This window comes from Aeromonas sp. Y318-1, from assembly GCF_027706125.1.
Taxonomy (GTDB): Bacteria; Pseudomonadota; Gammaproteobacteria; order Enterobacterales; family Aeromonadaceae; genus Aeromonas; species Aeromonas hydrophila.
In genome coordinates this window covers 258337-273247 of sequence record NZ_JAPDCM010000002.1, presented here as the reverse complement: position 1 = coordinate 273247, position 14911 = coordinate 258337, and the positions used below count along the sequence as shown (strand labels likewise).

The 14911-nt window shown below is 53.3% G+C and carries 6 protein-coding genes and 2 pseudogenes; 2 read left to right on the top strand and 6 right to left on the bottom strand.

Annotated elements, in window-relative coordinates:
* Positions 1-239 precede the first annotated feature (239 nt).
* Both OKB87_RS03730 and OKB87_RS03725 read left to right on the top strand, forming a co-directional pair.
* Entirely contained in the window at positions 240-977 is a 738-nt protein-coding gene (locus tag OKB87_RS03730) for a hypothetical protein (RefSeq protein WP_270826518.1), read from the top strand.
* A complete protein-coding gene (locus tag OKB87_RS03725) occupies positions 965-2698 on the top strand; it encodes a hypothetical protein (protein ID WP_270826517.1) in 1734 nt (577 codons plus the stop codon). Before OKB87_RS03730 ends, OKB87_RS03725 begins: the two co-directional genes overlap by 13 nt.
* 195 nt (positions 2699-2893) lie before the next feature.
* Here OKB87_RS03725 and OKB87_RS03720 read toward each other — a convergent pair whose 3' ends face one another.
* From OKB87_RS03720 to OKB87_RS23650, 6 genes and pseudogenes are all read right to left on the bottom strand, one after another.
* The gene (locus tag OKB87_RS03720) at positions 2894-3469 is read right to left on the bottom strand and encodes a hypothetical protein (protein WP_270826516.1); all 576 of its coding nucleotides are present in this window, start codon (positions 3467-3469) and stop codon (positions 2894-2896) included.
* Positions 3470-3585: 116 nt separating this feature from the next.
* Positions 3586-5085, bottom strand: coding sequence for a hypothetical protein (locus OKB87_RS03715; RefSeq protein ID WP_270826515.1), 1500 nt, complete (start codon positions 5083-5085; stop codon positions 3586-3588).
* 196 nt (positions 5086-5281) lie between these two features.
* Positions 5282-6064 (bottom strand): nuclease-related domain-containing protein, encoded by a 783-nt coding sequence (locus OKB87_RS03710; protein ID WP_234932820.1) that lies wholly within the window; start codon positions 6062-6064, stop codon positions 5282-5284.
* 586 nt (positions 6065-6650) lie between these two features.
* Entirely contained in the window at positions 6651-12245 is a 5595-nt protein-coding gene (locus OKB87_RS03705; RefSeq protein WP_270826514.1) for a sacsin N-terminal ATP-binding-like domain-containing protein, read from the bottom strand.
* 805 nt (positions 12246-13050) lie between these two features.
* Positions 13051-13398 (bottom strand): annotated as a pseudogene (locus OKB87_RS23655) (methyl-accepting chemotaxis protein); the annotation flags it as partial.
* Between the two features lie 177 nt (positions 13399-13575).
* A pseudogene (locus OKB87_RS23650) lies at positions 13576-14244 on the bottom strand (PAS domain-containing protein); the annotation flags it as partial.
* Between the last annotated feature and the right edge of the window lie 667 nt (positions 14245-14911).

Here is a 14911-nt window from a genome sequence, read left to right as displayed (position 1 = left end):
ATCAAATAGTTACGCAACATAAGAAATGCGCATTGCTCATGGTTTGCGTCGGATAGTGCATTTCTCGCCTTGGGTAATTGAAGTTCACTCAGGAGTGAATCAGGGCCATAACCCTCCAGTCATCGCCTCATGGTAAGGCTGAAAAGTGTTTAGTGAACTTGGGGTGATTCAGCCATTTTTTCTTGGTGGGCTTGGATAGGTTGTTGTTGCTCCTGGAGCCGCACTGAAGGGAGTGAGTAGTGAAGAAAGCAACGTTACCCGCCATCGTCGTCACCGGTCTCTTAATGACCGGGTGCTCGACACAAGGCAACGCCGTAATACCTATCGTTGGGCCGCTGGCCAGTTTCGCGAGTTATGAGTCCGTAGGGTCGTTCGCTCTCAGTGGGGATCGCCCCTACCTCGGGAAGGTTCGTCGCAACAGATTAGATGGCACCTATGACATCACCACGGCGTACATGACCATCGGCGATCTCATCCGGGGGATGACCGGATTCAGCTCGCTCGAAAACTTTATCGACACATCTGCACGGACGGGGCTTGTCGTCGTGCGCGGGACCAGCGCCAACTGCCCCACAGCGCAATGGGCTGTGTGGTACGACGACCGCCAAACCGTAATCCACCCGTTCCCAGGATGCCAGCCGTACACCAAGAACACCGTAACCCGTAATGGGCAATACATCATGTTTGAAGACCCTGCAGGGAAAAGCGACTCGCTTTACGCATTCGACGTGCGCCAGGCCAAATTTGCTGAATACCGAGTGGCAACCCCTACCGAAACAAAGACAGCTCGCCAGAGCTCGCCAGCGCGTCCCAAGCAGACGGCAACGGCATCACGCAAACGCACCCCGGCAGCCAAGACCAGACCGGCCACCAGCACCCCTGCGGTCATTCGCCAGGCAACCTATCAGCCTGGCACCATTGAGATTAAGAAGGTCTCCAGCCAGACCACCCAGGAAGTGGTGACATGGGAGCAATAACATGGCGCTTTAAGGCGCTGCTTGGCACAAAACTGTTTTGGCTCACCCTGCTCTATCTGTTGTGCGAATTGGCGTTCAGCGCAAGCCTGCTGGAGCTATGCAGCCGGGAGGCAACCCTGGATGAGATCAACCAGCTCGAAAACGTCGGGCGGCTGCTGACGGGGGTGGCCATCTCGCTGCTGTTCATCGGGATGTTCATCGACAAACAGCACATACGACCCTCCCGTCGGATCCTTTGGTCGTTCGGGCTGGTACTCTTGTTCACGGGTCTGAACCATAAAGCGCAGGACGCCTTCATCGACCATCGGATTCAGACCGAGTTTGCTACCGCTGAAGCGAGAAAAGGCGCCTTTTTGCTGACCCTGGCGGGCCGTAGCCTCTCGAATGGCACCCTGAACTTACGCAGCATCCATACCCCGGAGGTGCTGGAGCACAAGTCATCCGTAATGGCATTCATTGCCATTTTCCCGGCATTGGCGTTCAACTACCCCAATGTCCAGGACGAGATGACCCTGCTGCTGAAAAAGGCGATCTCCATCAGCGTGACCAAGCCCTGCGACGCCCTCGATGATCGGACCAAATGCCTGGGGTCTCCAGCCCAGTTCAACAATGACACTTGGCCCCAGATCGTTCGGGGGGTGGAAGAACGCTATATGGAATATACCCGCGGCTATAACAAGGCCGTTGTAAGGACTAGCCCGGAGGCATTGAAGCAAGCAGCCACAGACGCTTGGGATGACTATCTGTTCCAGCTAAAACGTGCGGGGTTTACTAACCTGTTCACCAAACACGCCCGCCCTTACCAGGTCCCGTCCTCTAAATTTGCCCAGGTACGTCAAAAGGTGCGCGAGGCTGGGGTGCCAGTGCCGAATAACTGGCGCCCTACCGATCGCAAGACTTTCGAGGCTGTGGTGCGGCAGAAAGCCTATTGTGACACCTGGAAGGCTCTGGGCGACTCGATGGGGATCAGCAATCCCAGTCGCTACGTGACAATCGAATCGTTCATGCTGCTCAAACCGGTACAGGCCGCGGTGCGCGAGCAGCTGGGAGTAGACGGAATTAGGCGGATCCCGCTTGTGACGGAGTTTGCTGACATCGAGCGCCAGGTGTACCGCCCAATAGCAAACAGCATCATCGCCAGGCTACAAGCGCAGGTGGATTCGTCCACCGCTCGATTCGTGGGGCCGGGACCGCTGGCTGAGAAGGCCGATTCCGCGGTCAAGACCCTGGTGGTTGTTCCGCTGGCCCTGCTGTTGTCGCTGCTCGGGGGGTTTGGCCACATGATGAAGCTCACCACCTTGATCTTCCGCAGTTTGCTCGATGAGCAGAGCAAGGCTCGCACCTTGAAAGCCATGACCGCAGCTATAGCCCTGCTCTCAACGGGGGTGTCGGCTCTGTATTATGCAGCTAATCCCCTGGTCGAAGCCAAGGCATATCAGACCTTCTCCGCGGCAACTACCCTCAATAGCGGCAGAGCATTTTCGCTGGGGTTGGAGTTCATCATCCGGTTACAGGAGTTCGTCTACCCGGTTAACGCCGTTCTGCTCCAGCATTGTTATGTGATTATCCCCCTGGTTGGCTCCCTGGCGCTGTTATGTCTGTATCATTGCGCCGAGCCAAAGCGCACAATGCGAGAGGTTCAGGTCAACGTGGCCGCGCTTCAGAAACAATTACAGGCGGCGTTAAGCAATGAATCTCAACGAAAACGAAATGCAGCCTAGGTATCGCAATGATAACTTTCAAAGTCATTTTGTAGTGGTCAACTAAATCCGGACACATAGTTAAGCCGCTTTTCGGCTTCTGCTGGCGGTATCCCATCATTGTGTTGGTGTGGATCCGCCAGAAGAGTGTGAGAAGCAATATTCCGAACGGCTCAAAAGTGTCTAGCGAAGCCGGGGCGATTCAGAAGCAGCATTTTACTTAAGGGTCTCGCGCATTCCCGCGTTGAGCTGGCGGCCACCGTTCTCTGCATCACGGTCTTGCATCAATTTGATCGAGACCTCGTTGGCACCAATGGTGTAGGTTGCGCTGTAATTACCACACATGCTGTCGGTTACACATTCAAAAAACGGTACCGATTTATCCTTCACTGTGCGGATGATCACTGGCTTGACTTTCAAGGTATTGGTCGCCTGACTGACTAATTCCTCAAAGTCTGCCTTAGCCTGTCTGACAGAAGCAACGGAGTCGTCTTGGTACGATGCCTGGGTACCGCCGAAGGAGAACACTTTATGTTGGTAGACTGCATAGTAATACTCACCCGTAGTTGGTCGTCCTAAGAATCCCTCGCCTGCCTTGGGTTTGCCGCGAAATTCTTCATCAATGTCACTGCGCCAGTCGTAGCGTATCAGACCATCGTTGACCGCTTGGAGCGTGGTGATGGGTAGGCCGACAGTCAGGGTTTTAAAGCCCGTATTTGCGGCAATGGCGGGTGAGGCAATGAGACTGACGGCACAGGTCAAAGCAGAGAGCAGCGGGGTTTTATGTGGCATGGTGACTCCTCATGTAGAGAGTTGGTTGATGTGGGGTGAATCGCCACCAGTGATCTAGACACTTCCCAGCTGTAACGGGTTGCGATTCACTCTCGGTTTGCTAGCAATAATGTCAGTTACGCCTTGGCCTGACGCCACTTAGTTAGCCATCGATACTGTTCGGGATGAATGCGCAACAGCTCTGCGATAACTGCTTCACGCTTATCGGCTGTCATCTGGGTAAGAAGCGACCTGACATCCGACATAATGCTGTCACGGCCAGCGCCTCTGGCTTCCGCCTTGCAATACCACTCATGTCCCTCACTAATGTTGCCAAGCTCGATACAGACTGCACCAAGTAGTGTGCAGGGGCGAAAGTTGTTGGGTTGAAGGCGGTGAGCTTCAGCACCCATGTTCAATGCGGCAGCATGTTCGCCATGGTCACGCATCGCGCCACCATGCGTGGTGAGAATGGCGGATTTCAGCTTGGGCTGACCCTGCCTCTTGGCTGGGATGGCACTCAGCAGCGCAATCGCCTCATTCGATGCTGCGCATTTACGCAAGTGTCCGCTGGCATTGACTGCACTCCATGGGTTCTTGCTGTTGCGGTACTCCGCTAGCCAGTGATCAGCTTCGAGTCGGTTGTAGCTATGCAGAATCTCCTTTGTCTCGTACTCACGGCCATTGCTCTTGAGCCAGATGGTTTCAGTCTCCAGCAGCCGTGTACCTGCATCCAGCTTGAGAAGGATTGCCATGAGCTGTTTGAGGTGATGTGATTCGACATATCCAGTTACACCATACTTCTCCCTGAGTGCTTGGTTCTTCATCCGTGCGATGTACTTGGGGTCACTCTCACGCTGAATCCGCTCAGCCTCAAGTCGCACACTTCGGGCTTTCTGCTCGGCTTTATAACGTTCTTCATCTGCGGCCTTCTGAGCGGCGATCTCGCGTTGTTTCTGTTGCGCAAGCTCGTTTCGTTGCTCCTGTTCCGCTTTCCCTTTTTGGTCGAACTGCTCTTGGGAGAGTTCGCCGCTCAAGAAGCACAGCAAGGCATTCAACCCTCTGTTCAAGAGAAATTGTCTGTTAGCTGCTGATATCGTCGCGCCTTGTCCTGCCGCGACAAGGAGGCTGTGCAACCTGGCACCGCCCGTGATCGCACTGGTGATATCATCCACCCAGAATTGTCTGGCCAGTTCATGCGGGGGGAGGGACACAGAATTCTGGCCATCGGCCAGACCATTTTTGATCCGGAATTTCTGCAGGTAATCCCAAGTGGGATTTTGACTGGTCTTCTCTATATTAGCTTTGTCGTCTGGCTGAGCAGCCAAGGGCTTCGTGATTGAAGGTTGGTAGCGATGCACAATCTTTCGGCCCTTATAGTAAAGAGATTTAGAACGGCGCTGCTCTTGTTCTACCGCAGATTGGCGTCTGAACTCAGGGAGAGTCATATCGCCGTTGATAAAGCCCCTCAAGGCGTTGAGATCGTAGCTGGCTAGAATGTCGTAGCGGGGCGAAGTCAGAGGCTCATTCCTGAATATGGCTACGAGCAAACTATGGAGGTTATCGCCTATCGATATGGCAGCAGGAATGTCATCGACACCGTAATAAGTTGCGAGATCCATAGGCGAGATAGACATCGAGCACACTCCTTGTGCAAAAAAAGAATTAGTACAATAGCGCCGCTGACTTTTTACCTGCAATGGGTGGCTTCAAATTCATCGCAGCGAATCCCCCGGTGTTCCCCTATACCCAAAGGCCTCAAACTGAGGGGCATTCAAGGGTGGCGGGATAAGTTTGCTGACTGATGGCGTATCAGTTGGCAATCAAGCCCTGTTAGCCTGCCTTGGCGACGTCCCGTACTTTTTGCTCTACTTGGTGTGCTATGGCCTGAATCTGAGCCAGTTCTAGTGAGCCTGCTCTAAATTGGGGGAGTTGCTTGGGGAGTGCAGCGGCACTGACGATGTAGGGGAAGGTGATCTTCTGGCGTAAATCCACAAACCAGCCAGGCAGAACCAGAACGCCACCTACCGGGACTTCGGTCCCAGTTGCACTGTTGAGCCAGTTACGCACCGTGGTGACGTTACGGCGGACCTGTTCGAGCGGTGCTTTTTCAACATGATTTGGGAAGTGAAGCGCATCGTTTTCAACCCGCACCTTGAACTGTTTTTCTCCATTGTTGATGGGTTTGGAGCGGCCTTTAGTCTCGATGACAAAGACCCCGTTAGGGCAGATGATCAAATGGTCGATATTGAATCCATCAAACGGGATATCGTGGTAAACCCGATAGGGGTGCTGTTGGGGCCTAACGATTTGGTCCAACTCCTGCCCCACTGCCAGTTCACAGGAGTAACCCAGCTTGAGGTGCTGAACCTTGTTGGCCATTTTGTAAGTTTTGGTTGTGCCATAGATAAAGAGGCCCAGCATAACGACCCCGGAAATCAGCATCACAGTCGTGCTCATAGCTCTCTTATCGATGTAGCTCTGTAACAAGAGGTAGAACCCGATCATCATCATGGTCAATGGCGTGAATAGCATTTGGGAAAAGAGGTCTATCTGCAGATCCTGGATTTGCTGTTGCAGGGTGTGACCCGCAGGCCTGAGCAGGTCGGCGGTCAACGGGCTGACCCTATGTGAGCGAAGCCTTTTTCTTATTAACAAGATGATCCCGACAGATAAGAATATTGGGCACAAGAACAAGCCAGTAGTTGCCAGAACAGATACCGCGAGCGACGAGAATTCCATTTCATGCGTCTTTTGGGGATGTGGTGAGGACAGGTTAGCTGACCTATAGGAGTCTATCCATTGAGATGTGGGGCAAGTATCACAGTATCTGATTATCCCCAATGGAGATCTTACACCTTGTGGTGTTAGTGAGATAAAACAGAGAGTTACTGCGCCCCCTTTGTGCGCAAAGGGGATTTATTGCGCTTGAGTTGACTTTGACCGCTACAGATGAAACCTGAAAGCGGGTCTGCACGGGATTGCATCGACGGTGTGATCCCCCCTCATCTTTGTGAATTCTGTGATAAGTGGTTTGCAAAAGGGGGTTAGGAGCCGCGACAAAATACGTGCTCGTTCGGGTCAACGGTGCAGACCCGTAGCCTGTACTTGTGTGGGGCCACCATCTCATGACTGTAGCTTCTAGAACATCGCTTTAGACTATGTCTCGTGTCTAGGTAAGTCGGGGTAATTTACCATGATCTCACGACTTGGACCGATACCTGACCCGAGCATCCGCCTCCTCGATAACAAAGTGGGTTTGGTACATCGGATCGTACGGGTTTGGCAGCAACTGGAACGAGGGCGCCTTTGAAAGTGCGTTTGAAATACGTAGGATCAAGAAGATTTCTTTCTTCTGATATCGTGATTTTTTGGCCAGTCCCATCGCCAATCGGATTTCCGAGGAGCCCAGAGTGAAGCTCTTGCTTTCACCTTCGCTTGCTTTCACTTCGACATAGTAGGTTCGGTCCTGTAGTGTAACTACGAAGTCACACCCCCTTCCGTCATCCGTCTTGTTGTCAGGGAACACGTGAGCACTGTTACCTGAAACCCATGAAGTGGCCGAAACTGCTGATGCGCCATAGGTGTGCTGAAGCATCCGGAATGCGTGTATTTCGCCGCTCAGCCCGATCAGATTCTCCATCGATTTGGATAGGTGTTTTTGCTTCGGTTTGTTTAACGGTTCTCTGTCTCTGTCTCTGTCTCTGTCTTTGTCCTTCAGACGCGTCGCGACATTTTCAAGGGCGCTCAGCTTCTTGAGATCCACTGGTGTCAGATCGCCGAGGGCCGCAGCGGGAAACCCGGAGCAGATGTGCGTCCAGAGCCCTGAGAGGTTATCTTCAGACCCGTCGAACTCCTTGCCACAGACCTCGACGACCTTTTTTCGGCGGCGGGCATCTTCCCGTAGGGCGTCAAGTTGTGTGCTGGCGCTACGGAGATCCTCATTCGATAGGCCGAGCCGAACAATCAGGTCGTCGAAGCTGGAAGTAGCTGCGATCATAGACCAGAAAGCTGTTGAAGGGGCGTCAACGGGCAGCTTGCGCAAGAGCGACCAGACTTCCGGTTCATCCCAAACATGCGTGAAAGCTGTGGTTTCAACTTCGACAGATAGATGGTTAAGATACCCCTGAATCCTGCACTCCCAGTCGGAAGGGTTGGGGTAACCGCTCCCCAATGCCCAAGCAAGCCCTATTTGCTGTAGACGCATCAGTGATTGTCGAAGCAGCTCCCGATTGTCGCGAGCAGCCTGGAGCGGGTCGAGTGTCACGTCAATACCAACAACCACGAGCCGATCTATCAGATCTTCAACAGACAATGACTCCCGAACCGCCTCAATCTCTTCAGAGGTCGCACCCCATTGCTCGAGCAGTGGGGTAGTTGCTGAGTGGGCTTGGCTGAAACTGATATTCCAACAGCTGGTCTTGAACTCCTCTGGGCACGCTAAGGCATTTAGTTGTACCGTCAAAGCCCTGAATGTTCCTGCTTCTGGTCGCCTGGTGATAAGTGTGGCAAGCAAACACCTCAAAACTTGAGTAGAGGTCGCAAGGTGCGCATTGAATGTCGCCTGTGCATCGCTGTTCACCAAAGGTTTCAAATCGTGGAGCGCCAACGCAGCGTTCCATTCGGACATCTGAACAGCATCCCCAAAGAGATCAAATGCTTTACTGCCAAATTCAAACATATCTGCAGATTTACGGGCGATCTGAATTATGGTCTGGCCGTCAAATCGATCATCGCTGAGATTATCAATGAACTCGATAATGGCATCATCGGTGTCGATTTCTACTAGTTCGCCAATACTTGCATCAGGTCTCAGGAGCGTGAGCAATGGAACGAGCATTTCAATGATCTGACCGACATCGCCGCGCCAATGCTCGCGAACATCACGAAAGTGTCCCTCGGATAACTTGAGCTGTTCCAAGGCGTGGATGATGTCTTTGAGCTCTGGTTGTGCCCCTGTGATGCCGAGCATTAGCTTGATTGGAATCTCCAGGTCTTCTCGATCAATAAGGTTGGATAATGCCTCGCTTAAAGCAGGCATATCTTTTTTCCAACAATGGCTTAGAAGCAGTACCTGAGATGCATTTAGCCATAGAGCAGGCACGGACAGTGGTGGTGCAACAGATATTTCTTCACGGAATAGACCAGTCTCGATTTTTTCCGCAAAACCCAATCGCGCATTCCGGAAAGTTTCAAGTAACTTTCTGAAGGTCTTCGAGGTGGTGCCTTGTGATTGGGGGCCAAAGTACGCGGTAATGGTCAGCAGAACTGGAATCACCCATTCAAGCTCAGCGTCGTCACGCAATCGATCTTGAGGCGATTTCTCCAACGGTTCGCCATCTACCAGCGGCACTGGCTGTAGGGCAGAAGCGCGAAGCACACTTTGTGGGTATGCGGTGGTGAAGCTGTCAGCCAAGCGTTTCGCGTCCTCTGTCTCAATAGCAATGACAGGCAACTCAAAGTGCTTAAGTGCTGCGAGAAAGGATTTTGATGAGTCTGGTAGGTAGGCGGGGCCGTATTCATCTGGGCTTTCTGCCGTGAGCCTTGACGAACCCCGCTGGACGAGAAGCCTATTGGGGAATGGGGAGCCTACTGTGGGTTCAAACCCTCGCCAAGCCGATCGAACCTGTCCGAGAAAAACATCCCAATGCGGAACATCACCACGGGCCACAGCATCGGCCAGTACGTCGAGAAGTTGCGTGCTCGGGCTTTTTGTTTCTGGGTCGAACCGAGGGGTGCCGAGTAGCCGCATCATCGCAGCAAGACGGCTGTCCATATCAAGGCGATTCGCCAACTCGCCCGGCAGTGGTTTGAGATGAGAAAACTGCCATTTTCGCCCTCTCGCCAACTCAAGGGCGGGAACGTGCCACCGATCTGCAGGCCGGGACCATTCGATGACATCTCCATCCTGCAAGCCGAGCCAAGGCAATTTACTCAGGCTGCGTGCTAGAGGGGACTGCAGGCGGATGCTGTTCAAATTCCCCTTGATCCGGTTGATCGACAATATACCCCACCCATCTTCCCAATGCCCTACGCTGCCGAGGACTACTTCCATCATTGCCTTGCGCGTTTCTTCGTCGAACTCCTGATATTTGTCGAGACCAGGAAATACATAGAGCCGCTGGATCTCGTAATTACCCCAGTTGTAGATGGGGCGAGCGTCATTGCGAGCAACGGAGCAGTATTCATTCCAGTCGTTTTTTGACCAGCCTGGTGGTGGGTTTTGCGGCAACAGAAAACTATGCCTGTACGCTTGGAAGCGACTATTCCACGACTTCGAATCGACTGGAATTAATCGAATCCCATCGAATACACCGACAAGCCTGTGAAATCTAATGTGCTCGGCGCCGTTGCCCTCCCACCGTTCATCACTTGGTGATAGCAGCAACCGCTGATGTGCCTCTCGGGTTTCAGGTGTTCTGATGCGGGCCAAGTAGTTCTCAGTAACGTCACCTTGTGTACCGGGCCAGCCCGGACCGAAGGAGGACTCCGCCAGCGGGTACCACCCGCCCACGCAAGGGGCGGGGAGGTTCCTGAGCTGTCGCAGTGACTTTTCGGCCTTGCCACGTTCAATCTGGTGCGCCATCAGACGGAGCGCCCACAACAGAATGTCGCGGCAGAGCGGAGCATCTGGGCTGGTGAGCGGAATAGGAAGGGGTGGCAGCCTAGCAATCAGGACGTCGTTGAGAATGTCCTCACGCCTAAATCGGCTGACCAACTTTGATTCGAGCAGCATCTTGCGAACCCGCCTCTGCTGTAAACGCCCGCTCTTTTCTTCGTAGACTTGAATTTGCTCGTTCAGAAACGCGACGAATGGTCTGAGCGTGGAAGGGATCTCCTTGACGTCTCCGTCGTTCTCGTCCTCCTCCTCATCGCTAGTACCTTGGCGCGGGATGAAGAAGACTGTGCAGCCAACGCCGCCACCTGCATGAAGTTGGCCGTCATTGCCGAGCAGGACAAGTTTGCCCGCAAGAGCGATGCAGTCCCCGTCGAACAGTTCGTCCACATCTGACCAAAAGCCATTCCAATCGGCCTTGGGGTCTTTGTGGAGGCCGAGAGCGATCGATTCCACTGTGTTGGCCAAATCGTCCTTGGCCGGGTATGCATCTATTCCATTGGCTTCCGACAAGGCTTCGATCAATTCTCGTCGGGAATCGAGTTCTTCGACATAGGCCGCAAACGCTGCGTGCTCGCGTAGGGCTCTCGGCGTGAGTATCGATGGGTTGTCCGATGTCGGCAGTAATGAAGTTTCACACAGCGCTCCCCATCCACGGTCAGAAAGAAACCAGGCGGTTGTCTTGATTTCGGTCCCAGAGTTATCTGCTGCACTGGCGGTGAGTTGCTGCCACCGCTTGGTCGCACCTTCATCCGTGCCCAAGGGTGCCAACAGGTCGACAGTCGCTCGTGCTTCATCCAATCCGCGGCCTGCCAATTCCTCATGGATGACAGATGTAGCAAGTCGAGCTGCTTGTGAGAGCAGGAAGTGGTTGTAGATGGCGCCACTTGACGAACTCTTGTCGACGTCCGCACCAAAGTCAATGTGAGTACGGCTCATGTCGCCGAAGAACGGAGCATTGATGTGGGTGGCGCAGCCAGTCTTAAGGTGGGTCGGGAGGAAGATGCTAAGTGCGCCCGATTCAGGTTTCTCACCGAGCCTCACTCCAATCGAAACTGCAGCTTCTTGAAGTTGTGGCCATTTACCTGGCAATTGCTGTACTGCCGTTCGGATCTCTTCCGGAGAGCTGACCAATGCAATATCGCGAGTCCAGACCCAGTAGCGACTAGCACAGTCATTGCTCCCTTCGGAAATGCTAACCTCTCGACCTCTGAGCTGACTGCCAGGGCGTGCCACCTGTTGTCTCGACAATTCACGACGCTTATCGTCCGAGTCGAGTACCAACGAGGACGCCTTCTCAAGAAACAAAAGAGCGCTGTCATCCAACTCATCTAACTTCTCACGGACGAGAGCCAATGTGGCAGCATTCTTCAGAGGAAAGCGAATAAGGGTAGCGAACCCACGGCGTTCGAACTCAGCAACATAGGTGCTACTCTCCCTGCTATCTGTTGGGAAGGGCAACAGATACGGTGAGAGATAAGACAACTCCTGGTTTAGCCAAACATCGGCACGCATATTTGCTGTCTTGGCGAGTTGGGCTACGCTTGCACGAAACTTCTCCAGCAACTGCGCTTCCCAGTCCACCAAGGGCACATCGCCGAAGGGCGAACCAGCCTCGTTATCTCCATTCAGCAGAGCCAAGATGGGGGCTGCCAGGCGACGAATAACCTCAGGGGAGAATGCGAAACAGAAGCCGTCGAAGTGCTGGCTATTCGGAGCGTTACGTGAGTAGATTTCCGGAGCGTGAGTAATCTCCAGTACGCTGCGAAAGCCGATGCCCTTGTTACCGATCGACTCCTGTGGGTTCTTGTCGCTCTGCCCCAGTTGAGACAGGCTGTTGAAATTGGAGAGCGAGAATGGCTGCCCGTCGTTCGCAACGTAGAGCGTACCGAAGTCACCTTCGTTGTTCTTTAACGCAATTTCGATTCGAGCAGGCAGCCCTAACTCGCCATCGGTTGACAACAGTGCATCGTGGGCATTCTGGATCAGTTCGACAATGAAACGACCGTGATATTGATGCTCCACCTGTTCCGTGAGGCTGTGGAGACTACGATAGTTACTTGTACCCTCTGCTAGTTCATATAGAAAAGTGCGAACCTTGCGGCTGGTGGCCTCAATCACAACCTTGTCAGCAATTCGAATGGTCGCTGTGTTCTGCTCTCCGGCATCCGGAGCAATCATGCCTTTATCCTTATGAACTTGGTGATGAAGGTGTGATTGCTCTCATCAAGAGCAGCCTCCCTAAAAAACCGAGTGAAAACAATCCAGAATGCCTGGTCTCCGGATGGAGCACACCATAGAAGTTAATCCCCATGTTTTAGGGGCATTCAAAAATAGAGGTCATGTTAGCTGACCTGTAAGAGTCTATCCATAAGGATGTGGAGCAAGTAACACAGTAGTTTCTATCCCCAGTACAGCTGTTACACCTTGCGGGCTTCGTGAAGTAAAACAGAGAGTTATCTTGTTTCCTTTATGCGCAAAGGGGATTCATTGCGCGTGAGTTGACTTTGACTGTTACAGATGGAACCTGAAAGTGGGTCTGCACGGGATTGCATCGACGGGGTGATTCCCCTCATCTTTGCGAATTCTGTGATAAGCGGTATGCGATGTCCTATGTCGAGGTGCCATTCGTTGCGAATTAGCGGTGTTACTTGCTCCATCTACTTGCTATCATATATTATAAGATGCAAACGGAGCCGTTCGATTTAAAATCCCTCGACGTTCGCGTCGTGCCGGTTCGATTCCGGCCTCGGGTACCATTAAAATCAAAGACTTACAAAGGCCGCTAGCGATAGCGGCCTTTTTGTTTTTGGTCAATGTCCACATTTTGTCCATACAGATTCATTCCGGTAGCTCGTCGAGCTTCACTTCGAGCTGGAGGCGGTTGGTGTAGCCCTGGTTGGTGAGGTCGTGCGCCACCTGGATGAGCAGCCTGTTTCTCGTCTACTAGAGGGTTGAGCTCCTAAGGTGACCCTTGTTGCTTGCTCTAGAGTTCCGAGATGATGGTCGACACTTCTTCGGCGCCATTTCTTATCTCTTGCATCACTTTCGCGACATCATCGATCTGCCTTTGTCCATGGATGGCGCCATCAGCCGCGGACTGGATCTGTTCGCTGACCTGATGGGTGAGCTGCTGGTTCTGGCTGACCACGCTCGCTATCTCGTTGGTGGATTGAGAGGTTCTTGCCGCCAGTTGACGCACTTCATCAGCGACGACGGCAAAGCCTCTGCCTTGTTCACCGGCTCGCGCGGCTTCGATGGCGGCGTTGAGTGCCAGCAGGTTGGTCTGATCTGCAATGCTGCTGATGGTGGAAACGATGGCGGTGATATTCTGGGATTGGGCATGCAGCTTGCTCATCAGCGAACTGGCATTTTCCATCTGGGTGACGATGTTGTCCGAGGTGGAGACGACGGTGGTCAGCATGTCCTCACCCTTGATGGCGGAAGCCTTGGTGGTTACGGAGGTTTCGTTGGCCACTTTGGCCACATTTTGTACGGCCTGATCTTTTTTGATTTGCGAGGTGATGTTGGAGGCAAACTTGATGACCTTGATCACCTTGCCATGGCTGCCCCGCACTGCGTTGTAGGTCGCTTCCAGCCAGATTTCATGACCTTGCTTATTAAAGCGCTGGAAGCGCCCCGATTTGAAGGTTCCCTGAGCCAGTTCCTGCCAGAAATCGGGGTGTTCCCGATAAAACGACTCATCACAGAACATGCGATGCTGACGACCTTTTATTTCATCGAGCCGATAGCCCATGGTGTCGAGAAAATTACGGTTGGCGTTGATGATGACGCCGCTTGGCTCAAACTCGATGACCGCAAGGGAGCGATCCAGCGCTTCGAATATCGCTTTCTGCGTCATGAGCTGATCATGTTGCAAGGTTACATCGGAGGCGATTTTAACGACTTTGTTGACCTTGCCATCCTGGCTGACCGGGAAGTAGGTTGCTTCCAGCCAGATTTCCTGGCCGTGCTTGCCGACTCGCTGGAAGGTACCCTGCTGACTGTGGCCATTGGCCAGCTTCCTCCAGAATTCCCGATAGGAGGGGGAGTCAGAGTCCTCTTTTCGACAGAAGATGGCATGGTGCTGCCCCACGATCTCCTTGAGGCTGTAGCCGACGGTGCTGAGGAACAGCGGGCTGGCATCGAGGATATGGCCCTCAGGGGTGAATTCGATCATCGGCAGGTGACCATGCATGGCGTGGTTCAGCGCCTCGCCCTGCAAGGCCCTTGCTCTTTCTGCTGCCAGCTCGTTCTTGAGTTTTGCGTTGAACATAGGAACTCCCCAACCAGGTCAAATCATTCAATGAGCCTTCAATCCACCTCTTACACCTTGCAGGCATAAGGCTCCGCTTGTGAGTGCAACACACGCCGACTACTGACTCGAGCTACTCCATACAAAAACCAGGCCTAATACACCATGGTACGCCAGCGGATGGTGTTGCCCCCTGGGCTGGGCACCTGCCGATACTGTGCTGATAGTCAATATGACTGGGCGTTGGCGGCGTCTCACACCAAGCTGAAAAGCTGTCCCTATAAGTCCGGCATGGTAAAGGTGGTAGTACCGATGAGGGTAAGGCGTGGTGGTTTGAGGGGGCAGCTGGGGCCTTTTGTGCAGTTTGCATCGCATTTTGCGCGCCTTGAGCGGACCTTGTGGCAAGTTGCTCGCTTTGGGGGGCGGGAGAGGGGGCAAACCAGGTCGTTTTTCCTGGCTTGGGTTTTGCTTGAGTCGACAAAACGGATCGGCTCTCTGCAGCTCAATGCCTTGCTGCGATGGCCCAATGACGCTCTGCTACCAGGATGAGGTGATGCCATGGCTACTGCACAAGGACTCTTGCAGGACACCG